Origin of the sequence: Streptomyces swartbergensis (genome assembly GCF_002148965.1) — a bacterium.
GTDB classification, from domain to species: domain Bacteria; phylum Actinomycetota; class Actinomycetes; order Streptomycetales; family Streptomycetaceae; genus Streptomyces; species Streptomyces swartbergensis.
Genome location: NZ_NGFN01000029.1, coordinates 12,411 through 28,497, shown reverse-complemented (window position 1 = coordinate 28,497; position 16,087 = coordinate 12,411). Strand labels below are relative to the sequence as shown.

Genomic DNA, 16,087 nt, shown 5'->3' with positions numbered 1-16,087 from the left:
CGGCGGTGGTCACGGGGCCGGCCCGTGACCACCGCCGTCGTCGTCAGCTGCTGATCTGCGGAGCGAGCAGCACCGGAAGCCGGGTCGTGCGGGGCTTCGCCGGAACCTCGGCCACGGCCCTGGCCAATGCCTGGTCCACACCGTGCACGACGGACAGATGGCGGTCGGCCCGCCCGAACGCCGTGTAGACCCACGGCCGGCTGAGGGCCCGCGCGGCATCGCCGGGCAGCACCACGACCACCGCGGGCCACCGGCTCCCCACCGCCTGGTGCGCGGTGAGCGCCCAGCCGTGCCGCACGGACTGCTCCACGCGCTCCTTCGGTACGACGACGTCCTCGCCCTCGCAGGACAGGTGCAGCCCCTCGGCGTCCGCCTTCACCACGCGGCCCGGCAGCGCACGGCCCGGCACGGGGGAGTAGACGATCCGGTCACCGGGGTCGAAGCCGCCGAAGCGGCCCGGGCCCGGATTGAGCCGCTCCTTCAACGCCGCGTTGAGCGCACGCGTGCCGACGGCACCGCCGTGCCCCGGTGTGATCACCTGCGTCTCCTCGGCCGGTACGCCGATCGCCCGCGGCACCGAGTCCACGACGAGCTGCACCGTCCGGTGGACGGCCTCGCCCGCGTCCCGCACCGGCACGATCACGACCTCCTTGCCGGGGGCCTCGACCTGGTTCAGCTCGCCGATGCCGATACCGGAGACCAGCTCGCCCAGCGGCCCGGGATCCGGCTGCCGGGAAGCGACCTGCGGGCAGATCCGCGCCGCGAGCAGATCCGCGAACACCCTGCCCGGACCCACGGACCACAGCACCCCCGGGTCCCCGGCCAGCACCAGCCGCGCCCCGTCCGGCAGTGACTCCGTCAGCAGCGCGGCCGTCTCGACGTCGAGCTGCGGCGCGTCGAGCACGACCAGCAGATCGAGATCCAGCGCCCCGTCGGCGTCCCGGCCAGGTCCTTCGGCGCCGGAGAGCAGTCCGGCGACGGTGGCGACGGGAGAGTGGGCAGTGGGGGAGTGGGGGTCGGTGGACGGGGTGCCGGACGCGGTGCCGGACCGGCGCAGCAGGGCCGCGAAGCGGGTGCGGCCGATCGGGCCGTGGGTGGCGGCCCAGGCGCGCAGGCCGATGGTGTGCGCCGCGGTCAGCAGTGCCGCGGGCTCGGTCAGGGAGGCCTCGCCGCCGGTGTGCAGGACCAGGCCGTGGGCGGCGACCGCGCGGAGCAGCTCACCCGTCGAACCCTGGGCCGCGGCGGCGATCCGCTCCCAGTCCTCGGCCGAACCGTCCTGCTGGGGCACCGAGTTCACCAGCCGGGCCAGACCGTCGGCCAGGCTCTCCTCCGCGAGCGCGTACCGCTCAAGGCCGACCAGGACACGGACCGGACGCTCCTCGTCCTCCTCCGTGCCCTCTTCCCCGGCCGGTGCCGGAGCGGCACCGGTCTCCTCCAGCGCGTCCTGGAAGACCAGCGCCTCGCCCTCCGCGATCGCGTCCTGCACGGCGCTTTCGGGGTCCGGCACGCCCCGCTGGGCCAGGGCCGCCAGGAGCGCCGGCATCTCCAGGGCGGTGTGCCCGGCCAGCGCCGCCTGTTCCAGGAGCCAGACGGTGACGGCCCGGCCCCGCCGCTCGTCGTCCGGACGGCACTCGGTGCCGAGCAGGGCCCGCGCGAACCCGTCGGCCTGCTCGGACCGCACGCCGGCGACCCGCAGCAACTGCCAAGGGTCCGCGCGCAGCAGTTCGTCCGCGCCCTCGCCCAGCGCCGCGGCCACCTGCGGCGCGAGCGCCTCCGGGGCACCGCCCGCGCCGAGCACCTGTCGCACGGCCTGCACCGCCGACGGCGCGGGAGTTGACGCGGCGACGGCCTCGGCGGCCACCGGCTGCGACCGTCGTACCGGCTCCGGGGCGGAGCGCCGGGGGGCTGGCTCGGGCTCTTGGAACACGGTGGCGACCGGCTTCTCGCCGCTCTCCACGGCCCGCACGGCGGCGAGCAGATCGGCGGCCTTGCCGCTCAGCTTGGTGCCGGCCTCGATCCGCGCCTTCTTCTCGGCCTTGCGCTGCTCGATACGCTCCCGCTCGGCCCGCTGGGCCCGCAGCTCGGCCTCGGCGGCGGACACCTCACCGGAAGCGGCTGCGTCCCCTTCGGTCCCCTCGGCTGCGGGCACCTCACCGGAAGCAGCGGCTGCCTCACCTTCGGTCCCCTCGGCTGCGGGCACCTCACCGGAAGCGGCTGCGTCCCCTTCGGTCCCCTCGGCTGCGGGCACCTCACCGGAAGCAGCGGCTGCCTCACCTTCGGTCCCCTCGGCCTCGGGCATCTCGCCGGAACCGGCCGTGTCCTCCTCGGTCCCCCCGGGCTCCGCACCACCGGTCGGCGTCCCCGGCTCGGCGTCCTCCGTGGTCTCCGGCTCCGTGCTCACAGCGTGCTCCAGTCGTGATCGGGATAGCGGTGCACGGGCGCCGACACGTCGTCGAGCGCCCGGCAGATCTCGTCAGGAAGACTAAGGGTCTCCACTGACAATGCCGCCGTGAGCTGCTGCGCGTTGCGCGCGCCGACGATGGGCGCGGCCACCCCCGGCCGGTCGCGGACCCAGGCGAGCGCCACTTGGAGCGGCGTCACCGCGAGACCGTCGGCCGCGGTCGTCACGGCGTCCACGATGCGCCTCGCCGTGTCGTCCAGATAGGGCGCGACGAACGGCGCGAGGTGCTCCGAGGCACCGCGCGAGTCCGGCGGCGTCGTGTCGCCCCGGTACTTGCCCGTCAGCACCCCACGTCCGAGCGGCGAGGACGGCAGCAGCCCGATGCCCAGGTCCAGCGCCGCCGGCAGCACCTCGCGCTCGACGCCCCGCTGGAGCAGCGAGTACTCCAGCTGCGTGGCCGCCAGCCGGGTCCGGGTGCCGGGGGCCGCCAGCTGCCAGGTCGCGGCCTTGGCCAGCTGCCAGCCGCAGAAGTTGGAGACGGCGGCGTAGCGGGCCCGGCCGCTCGCGACCGCCAGGTCGAGGGCCTGGAGAGTCTCCTCCAGCGGGGTGTCCGGGTCGAAGGCGTGCACGTGCCACAGGTCGACGTAGTCGGTGCCGAGCCGGGAGAGCGAGGCGTCGAGCGCGGAGAGCAGATGGCCGCGGGAGGTGTCGAAGCGGCGGTCGGGGTCCGGCACGCTGCCGGCCTTGGTCGAGATGACCAGGTCCCGGCGGGACACCAGGCCGTCCATGAGCCTGCCGAGCAGGTACTCGGCCTCTCCGTCGCCGTACACGTCCGCGGTGTCGACGAGGGTCCCGCCCGCTTCCCAGAACGTCTTCATCAGGTCCGCGGCGTCGTGCTCGTCGGTGTCCCGTCCCCAGGTCAGTGTGCCGAGCCCGATCCGGGACACACGCAGGCCGGTGCGGCCGAGATGCCTCTGCTCCATGAACGCCGAGATTACTGGCCAGAACCTTCCGTGTGGGGGGCTGTGGACAGCCGATTTCCGGGGGGCCGACCGCGAGTTGCCCGGCACGACAGCCCACGGCTGAGTCCCGGCACAGCCGCACGCTAAGGTCTCCGCACGTGCACGTTACTGATCGGTAAGGGGATTCGGCATGCAGCTCGGTATCAACCTCGGCTACTGGGGTGCCGGAATGGACGCGGACAATCTGGCCGTCGCCCAGGAGGCCGACCGGCTCGGATACGCCGTCTGCTGGGCCGCCGAGGCCTACGGCTCCGACGCCGCCACCGTACTGACCTGGGTCGCCGCCCAGACCGAACGTATCGACGTCGGCTCCGCCATCTTCCAGATCCCGGCCCGCCAGCCCGCGATGACCGCCATGACGGCAGCCACCCTCGACTCCCTCTCCGGCGGCCGCTTCCGCCTCGGCCTCGGCGTCTCCGGCCCGCAGGTCTCCGAAGGCTGGTACGGCGTCAAGTTCGACAAGCCGCTGGCCCGCACGCGTGAGTACGTCGAGATCGTCCGCAAGGCCATGACGCGCGAGCGCCTGTCCTACGAGGGGCAGCACTGGACGCTCCCCCTGCCCGGCGGCCCGGGCAAGCCCATCAAGCTGACCGTGCACCCGCAGCGCGAGCACATCCCGCTGTACATCGCCGCGATCGGCCCGAAGAACCTGGAGCAGACCGGCGAGATCGCCGACGGGGCGCTGCTCATCTTCCCCTCGGCCGACCACCTCGAAGAGACCACGATCAAGTACCTCCGCGCCGGGCGCGAGAAGGCCGGCAAGACGCTCGAAGGGTTCGACGTCTGCCCGACCGTCCCGCTCGCCGTCGGTGACGACAAGGACGTCGCCGCGCTCGCCGACACCTTCCGCCCCTACACCGCGCTGTACGTCGGCGGCATGGGCAGCCCCAAGCAGAACTTCTACAACCAGCTCGCCCAGCGCATGGGCTACGAGAAGGAGGCCGCCGAGATCCAGGGCAAGTACCTGTCCGGCGACAAGCAGGGCGCCGCGGTCGCCGTACCGCACGAGCTGATCGACAAGACCACGCTGCTCGGTTCCGTCGACCGGATCGCGGACCGGATGAAGGCCTACGCGGAGGCCGGCGTCACCACCCTGAGCCTCGCCCCGGCGGGTTTCACGCTCGACGAGCGGCTCGCGTCCCTCCGCGCCGGCACTCAGGCCCTGGAGCGCGCCGGGCTCGCCTGACCCGGCGGAGTTGTCTGCGGCCGTGGTGGGGGCTCGGGGGTCTTCCCCGCCACGGCCGTCACGCGGAACAACGCCGTGCGCCCCCCGGCGGTTACGCCGGGATCTGCCTCGCTCCGGTGGCACGACCGCCCGCGGCGATGCCGGTCTCCCGTGTCCTCCATTCGGCGGAGTTGCCCGACGTACCTGTTGCACCACCTGCCGCCCCGCACTTGACTCGTTCTCTGCGGAATCCTGCGGAGTCACGCAGCACGCGCCCGAGCGCGGGAGAGGTGCTCACGATGCTTTCGGCCAAGAGTGTGTTCCAGGAGATCCTCGCCAACGACGAGTCCTTCGCCCTGTTCTGCTCCATCGCCGCGAGCGGTGAGTCCCAGGGCGGCTGGGAGAACGCCCGGATCGCCGCGCTCGTCCCCGACAGCGAGCGGGAACTCGCCCCCAAGATCACCCGGCACGGCGCCGACGAGGACAAGCACGGCCGGATCTTCAACGCCCTGATGAAGAAGCGCGGCCTCGACCCCGTCCCGGTCCCGCCGGAGACCGACTACACCATGCTCCTGGAGAAGAACGGCATCGGCCTCGCGCACGAGAAGCTCAAGCGCGACGAGCGGCTCACGGTCCAGGACATCGTCACGTACCTCTCGCACAGCAGGGTCACCGAGCAGCGCGCCTCCGAGCAGATGGAACTGCTCCGCAAGCACTTCGCCGACGCCGCCGACATCGGCCGCGCGGTCAGGCAGATCTCCAACGACGAGGACAACCACCTCTCCTACTGCCACGAGGAACTGCTGCGCTTCGCCCACGCGGGCCACGGCCGGGCCATCCAGCGGACCCTGCGCGCGTGCGCGCTCGCCGAGATCCGGATCCACCGGGACGTCAGCCTCGCGGTCATGGCGCACATGGGCCGCATCCTCGGCTGGTCCAGGGCCAGGTCGGCGGTGCTCGCGGCGGGCATCCACGCGCTGTACGCGTACGAACGGCTGGGCGGCTGGCGCCGGATGGTGTCGCTGAAGATGCCCGAGCGCCGCGACGCCCTCGGCGGACCCGCGTCCGCGGCACCCGAGTTCGCCTGAGACGGCCCCGGCTACAACCAGCCCCGGCGCTTGAACAGCCGGAACACCAGTACCTCGAGAACGGCCATCACCGCGATCAGCACCGGGTAGGACCACTCCCAGCGCAGCTCGGGCATGTGCTCGAAGTTCATGCCGTAGATCCCCGCGATCATCGTGGGGATCGCGGCCATGGCCGCCCACGCGGAGATCTTCCGCATGTCGTCGTTCTGCCGGACGCTCATCTGCGCCAGATGCGCGGAGAGGATGTCCGACACCAGCCGGTCCAGGTTCTCCACGGACTCGTTCACGCGCGTGAGGTGGTCGCTCACGTCCCGGAAGAACGGCCGCGCCCGGTCGTCCACGAACGGCACCGCCACGGCGGACGGCGCCGTGCCCGCCAGCCGGCTCATCGGCAGGGCCAGCGGCCCGGTCGCCCGGCGGAACTCCAGGACCTGCCGTTTGAAGTTGTAGATCCGGGACGCGGTGTGCCGCGAGCCCCCGTCGTCCGGGGAGAAGACCTCCGCCTCCAGCCCCTCCAGGTCAGCCTGCAACTCCATCGCGACGTCCAGGTAGTGGTCGACGGCGGCGTCGGCGACCGCGTAGAGCACGGAGGTGGGGCCGTTGCCCAGCAGGTCCGGCTCGTGCTCCAGCCGGTGCCGTACGGCCTTGAGCGGGCCGCCCTCGCCGTGCCGGACGGTCACGACGAACGAGTCGCCCAGGAAGATCATGATCTCGCCGGCCGAGACGGTGTCGGTCTCCGGCTCGTACGTCACCGGCTTGAGCACCACGAAGAGCGAGTCGTCGTACACCTCCAGCTTGGGCCGCTGGTGGGCCTTGAGGGCGTCCTCGACGGCCAGTGGATGCAGCCCGAACTCCTGGGTCACATGGTCGAATTCGCGCTCCGTCGGCTCGTGCAGCCCGATCCAGACGAAACCGCCCGCCGCACGGGCCTCACCCAGGGCGTCGGAGAAGTCCTCCGGCCCTTCCGACCGGTGTCCGTCGCGGTAGATGGCACAGTCGACGATCACGAAGAGACTCTCCCGTCATTCGAAGGACACCGTACGCGCGCGTGCGCCTACGCTGGACCGCATGCCCACGTTGATCCTGGTCCGGCACGGACGTTCCACCGCCAACACCGAGGGACTGCTCGCCGGCTGGACGCCCGGTGTCGCCCTCGACGAACGCGGCGCGGCGCAGGCCGCCGCGCTGCCCGGGCGGCTCGCCGAGCTGCCCCTCGCCGAGATCGTCACCAGCCCGCTCCAGCGTTGCCAGGAAACGATCCGGCCCCTTCTCCAGGCCCGGCCGGAACTCACCCCGCACACCGACGAGCGCATCGGCGAGTGCCACTACGGCGACTGGTCGGGACGCAAGCTCGACGAGCTGAAGGACCAGCCCCTGATGGAGGTCGTGCAGGCGCACCCCTCCGCGGCGGCGTTCCCCGGCGGGGAGTCCATGCGGGCCATGCAGACCCGCGCCGCCGAGGCCGTACGCGAGTGGAACGCGCGCGTGGAGCGCGACCACGGCGCCGACGCCGTCTACCTCATGTGCTCGCACGGCGACATCATCAAGTCGCTCGTCGCGGACGCACTCGGACTTCATCTGGACCTCTTCCAGCGGATTTCCGTTGAACCGTGTTCCATCACGGCGATCCGCTACACACGACTGCGACCGTTTCTCGTCCGCCTCGGCGACACGGGCGACTTCACGTCCCTGGTGCCGCGCGAGGAACCCCCGGGCGAGGAGGCCCCCGTCGGGGGTGGTGCGGGCGCACCGTGATCGTCGGCCGCAGTAGGGTGAAGCGGTCGCAGCAGTGCCGTGGTCACACGGTTCCCACGATTCCAATGGAGACAGGACGTGTCCCGTCAGGTGTTCCTCTACGACCATCCGGAGCGTTTCGTGGCCGGCACGGTCGGACTGCCCGGGCGCCGTTCGTTCTTCCTCCAGGCCTCCGCAGGCTCCCGGGTGACCAGCGTGGCCCTGGAGAAGACCCAGGTCGCCGCGCTCGCCGAACGCATGGACGAACTGCTCGACGAGGTCGTACGCCGTAGCGGAGGCAGTGCCGCCGTCCCCGCCGTCGCACCGTCCGAGATCACCGACACCGCTCCGCTGGACACCCCCATCGAGGAGGAGTTCCGGGTCGGCACCATGGCGCTCGCCTGGGACGGCGAGGAGCAGCTGATGATCGTCGAGGCGCAGGCGCTCGTCGAGCTTGACGCCGACACCGAGGAGGACCTCGCCGAGGCCGAGGAACGGCTGCTCCAGGACGAGGAGAACGGGCCCCCGATGCTGCGGGTCCGGCTCACCGGCGCGCAGGCCAGGGCCTTCGCCAAGCGTGCCCTCGACATCGTCAACGCCGGGCGGCCGCCGTGCCCGCTGTGCAGCCTCCCGCTCGACCCGGAAGGACACGTATGTCCGCGCCAGAACGGATACCGCCGCGGAGCGTGACACCTCCTCCGGACGCCGCCGAACTGCTCGCCCGGGGCGAACTCACCGTGCGCGGACGCATCCGTGAGGCGTCCAACGCGGCCCTGTACTGCACGGTGTCCCACGACGGCCGGGAAGCGGCCTGCATCTACAAGCCGGTCGCCGGGGAGAGGCCCCTGTGGGACTTCCCCGACGGGACGCTCGCTCAGCGCGAGGTCGCCGCGTACGAGGTCTCCGAGGCGACCGGCTGGGGCCTGGTCCCGCCCACGGTGCTGCGGGACGGCCCCTACGGCGAGGGCATGTGCCAGCTGTGGGTCGAGGCGGCGCCGGAGGCGGAGCTGCTCGCGCTGGTCGACGGGGAGGAACCGGAGCCGGGCTGGAAGGCGATCGGCTTCGCCGAGGTCGGCGAGGGCCGCACCGCGCTCCTCGTGCACGCGGACGACGAGCGGCTGCGGCGGCTCGCGGTGCTGGACGCCGTCGTCAACAACGCCGACCGCAAGGGCGGGCACCTGCTGCCGACCGGCGAGGGACGGCTGTACGGGATCGACCACGGGGTCACCTTCAACGTCGAGAACAAGCTGCGGACCCTGCTGTGGGGGTGGGCGGGGGAGCCCCTCACGCGGGAGGCCGTCGACGTCCTCGAACGCCTCAGGAAGGACCTGGCGGAGGGCGGCCCCCTCACCGCCCGGCTCCAGCCGCTGATCACCGGCGCGGAGATCGACGCCACACGCGCGCGCGTCGCCGCGCTGCTCGCCTCGGGGAAGCATCCGGAGCCGAGCGGGGAGTGGCCGGCGATTCCCTGGCCACCCGTGTAGCAGCACAGACGCCGAGCACACGCAAGAGCGCCTTCTCGGCCGTCCGGCCCGCTCCCATTCGTATATGGAACTTCAGTCCGGTTAGGCTCAAGGCATGCATGCCTGGCCCGCTTCCGAGGTCCCCGCCCTGCCTGGTCAGGGCCGCGACCTGAGGATCCACGACACCGCGACCGGCGGTCTGGTCACCCTCGACCCCGGTCCCGTCGCCCGTATCTACGTATGTGGCATCACCCCGTACGACGCCACCCACATAGGACACGCGGCGACCTACAACGCGTTCGACCTCGTGCAGCGCGTGTGGCTCGACACCAAGCGCCAGGTTCACTACGTCCAGAACGTCACCGACGTCGACGACCCGCTCCTTGAGCGGGCGCAGCGCGACGGCATCGACTGGGCCGCGCTCGCCGAGCAGGAGACGGCCCTCTTCCGCGAGGACATGACGGCCCTGCGGATGCTGCCGCCGCGGCAGTACATAGGCGCCGTCGAGGCGATACCCGGGATCGTCCCGCTCGTCGAGCGGCTGCGCGACATGGGCGCGGCGTACGAACTCGAAGGCGACGTGTACTTCTCCGTCGAGTCCGACCCGCACTTCGGCAAGGTCTCCGGGCTGGACGCCGCGGCGATGCGGCTGCTGTCCGCCGAGCGCGGCGGCGACCCGGACCGGCCGGGCAAGAAGAACCCGCTCGACCCGATGCTGTGGATGGCGGCCCGGGAAGGCGAGCCCAGCTGGGACGGCGGTTCGCTCGGGCGTGGACGGCCCGGCTGGCACATCGAGTGCGTGGCCATCGCCCTCGACCACCTCGGCATGGGCTTCGACATCCAGGGCGGCGGCTCCGACCTGGCCTTCCCGCACCACGAGATGGGCGCCTCGCACGCCCAGGCCCTCACCGGCGAGTTCCCCATGGCCAAGGCGTACGTGCACGCCGGCATGGTCGCCCTCGACGGCGAGAAGATGTCCAAGTCCAAGGGCAACCTGGTCTTCGTCTCCAAGCTCCGGCGCGACGGCGTCGACCCGGTCGCCATCCGGCTCGCCCTGCTCTCCCACCACTACCGCGCGGACTGGGAGTGGACCGACCAGGTCCTCCAGGACGCCGTCGCCCGGCTCGCCCGCTGGCGGGCCGCCGTCTCCCGGCCCGACGGGCCCTCGGCCGAGGCGCTCGTGGAGCAGATCCGCGAGGCCCTCGCGAACGACCTGGACGCCCCGGCCGCACTCACCGCGGTCGACCGCTGGACCGCCCAGCAGGAGCAGCACGGCGGCACGGACGAGGGCGCCCCCGGGGTGGTCTCCCGCGCGGTGGACGCGCTGCTCGGCGTCGCGCTGTAACCGACAACAGACCGAGGGGGCGCCTCCCGAGCGGGAGACGCCCCCTTTGGCGTGCACGGGTGTTGTGGTGTGGCGCCGGCGGGTCGGCTGGGCTCTGCGTGCGCCTGCTGTCCGCTCGTCGCCGTCGACGGCATGGGCAGCACGACCCGGCTACCGGCCACCGCCGCGCCGCGCGCCGCATGCTCGTCGCCGACGGCATGGGTGGCGAGGTGTTGTGACGGGGCCGCGGCAGGCGGCGAGGGCTGCGTGCGCGTCCCCTGGTCCCAGGCGCCCGCTCGCGGTCACCGTTTCGCTAGTGGTGAGGTGCGGCAGCGGAACCCCTGCAGGCTGTGCGGGCTCCCGGCGCATCCCGCCGGCTCGTCGTTGTCGGCGGCCTGGCGGCCTGGCGGCCTGGCGGCGAGGTGCTGGGTTGGGCCCTGGTGTGCTGTGCCGGCTTCGGTGGCGTCTCCGGCCTGCTCGGCGTCGACGGCGGCATGGCGGCGAGGTGCCGCGGTGGCGCCCCGGCAGGCTGCGAGGGCTGCGAGCGCGTTCCCGCCGCGCCCCCAACTCCTCCAGGTCGCCGCGCGCCCGCTCGCCGTCGTCCGGCGCGGGCGGCCCCGCCGTGGGCGAGGGTCAGGAACGCGGTCGCCGCGACGCGCCCCTCCTCGTCGTGCCCGACGGGCGCCCCTCAGTCCTCCGACGACTCCTCGTCGTCCGTGCCCGGCTTGGGCGGCTTCGGTGGGCGTGTGCGGCCGCTGGGGTTGTCCCGCAGGTACGACGTGCTGTCGCTGCCGTCCGCCGTGGCGTGTCCGCCGGAGGCGGTCGGTCCGCCGCCGTCGCGGCGGCGGAGATAGCGCTCGAACTCGCGGGCGATCGCCTCGCCCGACGCTTCGGGGAGCTCGGCGGTGTCCCGGGCTTCCTCCAGCGACTGGACGTACTCGGCGACCTCGCTGTCCTCGGCGGCCAGCTGGTCCACGCCGACCTGCCAGGCGCGCGCGTCCTCGGGCAGTTCGCCCAGTGGGATGCGCACGTCGATCAGGTCCTCCAGCCGGTTCAGCAGGGCCAGCGTGGCCTTCGGGTTGGGTGGCTGCGAGACGTAGTGCGGTACGGCTGCCCACAGGGAGACGGCCGGCACCCCCGCGTGGGTGCACGCCTCCTGAAGGACGCCGACGATGCCCGTGGGCCCCTCGTACTTGGTCTCCTCCAGGTCCATGCGGCGGGCCAGGTCCGGGTCGGACGTCGTCCCGCTGATCGGAACCGGACGGGTGTGTGGGGTGTCACCGAGCAGGGCGCCCAAGACGACCACCAGTTCCACGCCGAGTTCGTGCGCGAAGCCGAGCAGTTCGTTGCAGAACGACCGCCATCGCATGGACGGCTCGATACCCCGGACGAGGACCAGGTCGCGTGGCTTGTCCCCGCCGACCCGGACCACCGACAACCTTGTCGTCGGCCACGTGATCTTGCGGACGCCGGCCTCCATGAACACCGTGGGGCGGTTGACCTGGAAGTCGTAGTAGTCCTCGGCGTCCAGCGCCGCGAAGACCTCGCCCTTCCACTCCCTGTCCAGATGCGCGACCGCGGTGGAGGCGGCGTCGCCGGCATCGTTCCAGCCTTCGAACGCGGCCACCATGACCGGGTCGATCAGCTCGGGAACCCCCTCGAGCTCGATCACCCAGCGCCTCCTTCCGACGTGCCCTCGCGTACCCCCCAACCTTACGGCGTGCCAAGGGGGCGCCCGCAGCCCCCTTGCAGGGGGAGTGACCCCATCACTGCCCCGCGATCCACCCCTGAACACCCCGGATTCATCCGAGCTGTCCGTGAGGCCCTGGTCACAGCGTGGAGCGCAGCCACTGCTCCACGCTCGCGATGTGCACCGTCGCCCAGGAACGCGCGGCCTCGGCGTCCCGGTCCCGCAGGGCCGCGAGGATCGCCCGGTGCTCGCGCAGGGTGCGGCCGACGGCGTCCTCCTGGGTCAGGCCGCGCCAGATCCGGGCCCGGGTGGTCGGGCCCGACAGCCCGTCGAGCAGCGAGCACAGGACCGAGTTGCCCGAGCTCTGCACGATGCCCCGGTGGAACTCCAGGTCGCAGGCGACGAGGTCCTCCACGGACGGGTCGTCGCCGAGCTTGTCCAGCTGGGCCGTCAGCGCGTCCAGTTGCTGCTCGCTGATCCGCAGGGCCGCCATGGCCGTCGCGGCCGGCTCCAGGATGCGGCGTACGGCCAGGAACTCCAGGACCGTGTCGTCGCGGTGGAAGTCCACGACGAAGCTCAGCGCCTCCAGCAGGAGTTGCGGATCGAGGCTGGTGACGTACGTGCCGTCGCCCTGCCGTACGTCCAGGATCCGGATGAGGGACAGCGCGCGCACGGCCTCCCGCAGGGAGTTGCGGGACAGGCCGAGGTCGGCGGCGAGTTCGCTCTCCTTGGGCAGCCGGTCGCCCGGCCGCAGCGCGCCGGAGACGATCATGTCCTTGATCTTCTCGATCGCCTCGTCGGTGACTGCCATGGCCGGCCTCCCTGTCGCTCAAGACCTCCGACGTATCAGGTCATTATGGGGCCCGGGAACGGCGTCGGGAACGCGGAAGGGGCGGCTCCGTCGGCGTGGAACCGCCCCTCCCGGCAACCGGGCCCCGGGCAACGGGATCCCCCGGGCCGTGCCTACTTCTTGTCGAGCAGGTCCTGGACCTTGGCGCGGACGTCGTCCGTGGCCAGACCGCGGATCGTCAGCGTCGTGCGGCGGCGCAGCACGTCGTCCTGCGTCTCGGCCCACTCGTGGTCCCGGGCCCACACGACCTGCGCCCAGATCTCCGGGGCGTCGGGGTGGACGCGCTCGGCGAGTTCGGGGCTCTCGTTGGCCAGGCGGGCGATGTCGAAGGCGAGGGAGCCGTAGTGCGTGGCCAGGTGCCTGGCGGTGTCGGCCGCCATGCGCGGGCCGGGCGCCGGGCGGTCGGTCAGCAGCCGGTGGGCGACCGCGCGAGGGTTGGCGATGCCGGGCAGCGGCAGCCTCTTCGGCAGCGAGCTGATGGGCTCGAAGTCGTCGCCCAGGGGGTGGCCCGGCAGCGACTCCAGCTTCTTCATGACCGTGCGGCCGATGTGGCGGAAGGTGGTCCACTTGCCGCCCGCCACGGACAGCATGCCGCCCCTGCCCTCGGTCACCACCGTCTCGCGCTTGGCCTTCGCGGTGTCGCCGGGTCCGCCCGGCAGCACGCGCAGGCCCGCGAAGGAGTAGGTGATCAGGTCGCGGTTCAGCTGCTGGTCGCGGACCGAGAAAGCGGCCTCGTCGAGGATCTGGGATATGTCCTTCTCGGTGACCGTGACGTCCGCCGGGTCGCCCTCGAACGCCTCGTCGGTGGTGCCCAGCAGCAGCATGTCCTCCCAGGGGAGGGCGAAGGTGATGCGGTACTTGTCGATCGGGGTGGCGAGCGCGGCCTTCCAGGGGGAGGTGCGCTTCAGGACCAGGTGGGCGCCCTTGGACAGGCGGATGGACGGCGCGGCGTTCGCGTCCTCCATGCGGCGCAGGTGGTCGACCCAGGGGCCGGTCGCGTTCAGCACCAGCCGGGCGTTGACGCCGAACTCGTCGCCGGAGAGCCGGTCCTTCAGTTCGGCGCCCGTGACGCGGCCCTTGGTGAAGCGCAGGCCCGTCACCTCGGCGTGGTTGAGGACGACCGCGCCCGCCTCGACGGCCCCGCGGACCGTCATCAGCGCCATGCGCGCGTCGTTCATCTGGTCGTCGCCGTACACGGCCACGGCCTTGAGGTTCTCGGTGCGCAGCTCGGGCACGTCCTGAGCGGCCTTGGCCGGCGAGAGCAGGTGCCCGACGCCGTCACCGAAGGCCGACAGCGCGGAGTAGGCGAAGACGCCCGCCCCGAGCTTCGCCGCGCCGTGCGGCCCGCCCTTGTAGACGGGGAGGTAGAACGTGAGCGGGTTCGCCAGGTGGGGGGCCACCTGGCGGGAGACCGCACGGCGCTCGAAGTGGTTCTCCGCCACCAGCTTCACCGCGCCGGTCTGCAGGTAGCGCAGACCGCCGTGGAGCAGCTTGGAGGAGGCGGAGGACGTGGCGCCGGCGAAGTCGCCGGCGTCGACCAGAGCCACCCTGAGGCCGGACTGCGCGGCGTGCCAGGCGGTGGAGATGCCCAGGATGCCGCCGCCGATCACGAGAAGGTCGTACGACGCCTTGGAGAGCTGCTCCCTGGTCTCGGCTCGGCTCGGGTTCGAGCCGAAGGCCGGGTGCGTCCCCAGGGCAGGCACGGACTGCAGGGTGGACTTGGTGGTCATGCTGTTTCTTACTCCTCGTCCTCGAGCCAGCCCATGGTCCGCTCGACGGCCTTGAGCCAGCTCTTGTACTCACGGGCGCGGGTGTCCGCGTCCATGCGGGGGGTCCACTCGGCGGCCCGGCGCCAGTTGGCGCGCAGGTCGTCGGTGCTGTTCCAGAAGCCGACGGCGAGACCGGCGGCGTAGGCGGCGCCGAGGCAGGTGGTCTCGGCGACCATCGGGCGCACCACGGGGGCGTCCACGAAGTCGGCGAGGGTCTGCATCAGCAGGTTGTTGGAGGTCATGCCGCCGTCGACCTTGAGGGCGGCCAGCTCGACGCCGGAGTCCTTCGTCATGGCGTCGGCGATCTCGCGGGTCTGCCAGGCGGTGGCCTCCAGGACGGCACGCGCGAGGTGCGCCTTGGTGACGTACCGGGTCAGGCCGGCGATCACACCGCGGGCGTCGGAGCGCCAGTACGGGGCGAACAGGCCGGAGAAGGCCGGGACGAAGTAGGCACCGCCGTTGTCCTCCACCGACAGCGCGAGCGTCTCGATCTCGGCGGCCGTGGAGATCAGGCCCATCTGGTCGCGCATCCACTGCACCAGTGAGCCGGTGACGGCGATCGAGCCCTCCAGGGCGTAGACCGTGTCCTGGTCGCCGATCTTGTAGCCGACGGTGGTCAGCAGGCCGCTGTAGGAGTTGATGATCTTGTCGCCGGTGTTCATCACCATGAAGGTGCCGGTGCCGTACGTCGACTTGGTCTCGCCCTCGGCGAAACAGGTCTGGCCGAACAGGGCCGCCTGCTGGTCGCCGAGCGCGGAGGCGACGGGGATGCCGCCGAGCAGGTCGCCCAGCTTGCCGCCGGTGATCTCGCCGTAGACCTCGGCGGAGGAGCGGATCTCGGGCAGGATCTGCTTCGGGACGCCGATCGATTCGCAGATCTTGTCGTCCCACTGCATGGTGTGCAGGTTCATGAGCATCGTGCGGGAGGCGTTGGTGACGTCCGTGACGTGCTTGCCGCCGTCGGTACCGCCGGTCAGGTTCCAGATGACCCAGCTGTCCATGGTGCCGAAGAGGATGTCGCCCGCCTCGGCGCGCTCCTTCAGCCCGTCGACGTTGTCGAGCAGCCAGCGGGCCTTCGGGCCGGCGAAGTAGGAGGCGAGGGGGAGGCCCGTCTCGCGGCGGAAGCGGTCCTGGCCGACGTTGCGGCCGAGCTCGCGGCACAGGGCGTCGGTGCGGGTGTCCTGCCAGACGATGGCGTTGTGGACGGGCTCACCGGTGTTCCTGTCCCACAGCACGGTCGTCTCGCGCTGGTTGGTGATGCCGATGGCCTTGATGTCGTCACGGGTGATGCCGGCCTTCTCGATGGCTCCGGCGACGACCTCCTGGACGTTGGTCCAGATCTCCGTGGCGTCGTGCTCGACCCAGCCCGGCTTGGGGAAGATCTGCTCGTGTTCCTTCTGGTCGACGGAGACGATCCGGCCGTCGCGGTCGAAGACGATGCAGCGGGAAGAGGTGGTGCCCTGGTCGATGGCGGCGATGAAGGGGCCGGCGGTGTGCGCGTCGGTCACTGTGTGCTCCTGGAAGTTCCGGGTTTATGGGGCTTTACGTACGGCGCGTGCTGGAAGTTTCGCAACGGGCGCG

The 16,087-nt window shown here is 71.9% G+C and carries 13 protein-coding genes; 6 read left to right on the top strand and 7 right to left on the bottom strand.

Features of this window, described 5'->3' with window-relative positions; all coding sequences use genetic code 11:
• Nucleotides 1-43: 43 nt before the first annotated feature.
• Both CA983_RS07600 and CA983_RS07595 read right to left on the bottom strand, forming a co-directional pair.
• Complete coding sequence (locus tag CA983_RS07600) at nucleotides 44-2,401, bottom strand: ATP-dependent DNA helicase (RefSeq protein ID WP_086600100.1); 2,358 nt, start codon at nucleotides 2,399-2,401, stop codon at nucleotides 44-46.
• Nucleotides 2,398-3,384 (bottom strand): aldo/keto reductase, encoded by a 987-nt coding sequence (locus CA983_RS07595; protein WP_086600099.1) that lies wholly within the window; start codon nucleotides 3,382-3,384, stop codon nucleotides 2,398-2,400. The genes CA983_RS07600 and CA983_RS07595 overlap by 4 nt, the downstream gene beginning before the upstream one ends.
• 169 nt (nucleotides 3,385-3,553) lie before the next feature.
• Between CA983_RS07595 and CA983_RS07590 the strand changes: the two genes are divergently transcribed.
• Both CA983_RS07590 and CA983_RS07585 read left to right on the top strand, forming a co-directional pair.
• Nucleotides 3,554-4,609: an LLM class F420-dependent oxidoreductase gene (locus CA983_RS07590; RefSeq protein ID WP_086600098.1), complete on the top strand. Its 1,056-nt coding sequence runs from the start codon at nucleotides 3,554-3,556 to the stop codon at nucleotides 4,607-4,609.
• Nucleotides 4,610-4,887: 278 nt separating this feature from the next.
• The gene (locus CA983_RS07585; protein ID WP_086600111.1) at nucleotides 4,888-5,676 is read left to right on the top strand and encodes a hypothetical protein; all 789 of its coding nucleotides are present in this window, start codon (nucleotides 4,888-4,890) and stop codon (nucleotides 5,674-5,676) included.
• Nucleotides 5,677-5,687: 11 nt separating this feature from the next.
• On the opposite strand, the gene corA is transcribed toward CA983_RS07585, so the two are convergent.
• Nucleotides 5,688-6,683 carry a magnesium/cobalt transporter CorA gene (corA, locus tag CA983_RS07580; protein ID WP_086600097.1) on the bottom strand — a complete coding sequence of 332 codons (996 nt, stop codon included), beginning with the start codon at nucleotides 6,681-6,683 and terminating at the stop codon, nucleotides 5,688-5,690.
• A 61-nt stretch (nucleotides 6,684-6,744) separates the two neighbouring features.
• On the opposite strand from corA, the gene CA983_RS07575 reads away from it, so the two are divergent.
• The 4 genes from CA983_RS07575 to mshC all read left to right on the top strand — a co-directional run bounded on the left by CA983_RS07575 (nucleotide 6,745) and on the right by mshC (nucleotide 10,218).
• Nucleotides 6,745-7,431 carry a histidine phosphatase family protein gene (locus tag CA983_RS07575; RefSeq protein WP_059419380.1) on the top strand — a complete coding sequence of 229 codons (687 nt, stop codon included), beginning with the start codon at nucleotides 6,745-6,747 and terminating at the stop codon, nucleotides 7,429-7,431.
• Between the two features lie 78 nt (nucleotides 7,432-7,509).
• Entirely contained in the window at nucleotides 7,510-8,100 is a 591-nt protein-coding gene (locus CA983_RS07570; protein ID WP_086600096.1) for a DUF3090 domain-containing protein, read from the top strand.
• On the top strand, nucleotides 8,064-8,894 hold the full coding sequence (locus CA983_RS07565) for an SCO1664 family protein (protein ID WP_208636914.1): 831 nt from the start codon (nucleotides 8,064-8,066) through the stop codon (nucleotides 8,892-8,894). Before CA983_RS07570 ends, CA983_RS07565 begins: the two co-directional genes overlap by 37 nt.
• Before the next feature lie 94 nt (nucleotides 8,895-8,988).
• Nucleotides 8,989-10,218 (top strand): cysteine--1-D-myo-inosityl 2-amino-2-deoxy-alpha-D-glucopyranoside ligase, encoded by a 1,230-nt coding sequence (gene mshC / locus CA983_RS07560; protein WP_086600094.1) that lies wholly within the window; start codon nucleotides 8,989-8,991, stop codon nucleotides 10,216-10,218.
• Nucleotides 10,219-10,885: 667 nt separating this feature from the next.
• On the opposite strand, the gene CA983_RS07555 is transcribed toward mshC, so the two are convergent.
• The 4 genes from CA983_RS07555 to glpK form a co-directional block, all read right to left on the bottom strand.
• Entirely contained in the window at nucleotides 10,886-11,869 is a 984-nt protein-coding gene (locus CA983_RS07555) for a PAC2 family protein (protein ID WP_020276825.1), read from the bottom strand.
• Nucleotides 11,870-12,026: 157 nt separating this feature from the next.
• Nucleotides 12,027-12,698 carry a FadR/GntR family transcriptional regulator gene (locus tag CA983_RS07550; protein ID WP_086600093.1) on the bottom strand — a complete coding sequence of 224 codons (672 nt, stop codon included), beginning with the start codon at nucleotides 12,696-12,698 and terminating at the stop codon, nucleotides 12,027-12,029.
• 152 nt (nucleotides 12,699-12,850) lie between these two features.
• Nucleotides 12,851-14,467 carry a glycerol-3-phosphate dehydrogenase/oxidase gene (locus CA983_RS07545; protein WP_086600092.1) on the bottom strand — a complete coding sequence of 539 codons (1,617 nt, stop codon included), beginning with the start codon at nucleotides 14,465-14,467 and terminating at the stop codon, nucleotides 12,851-12,853.
• A gap of 8 nt (nucleotides 14,468-14,475) precedes the next feature.
• Nucleotides 14,476-16,014, bottom strand: coding sequence for a glycerol kinase GlpK (glpK, locus tag CA983_RS07540; RefSeq protein ID WP_086600091.1), 1,539 nt, complete (start codon nucleotides 16,012-16,014; stop codon nucleotides 14,476-14,478).
• Nucleotides 16,015-16,087: the final 73 nt, after the last annotated feature.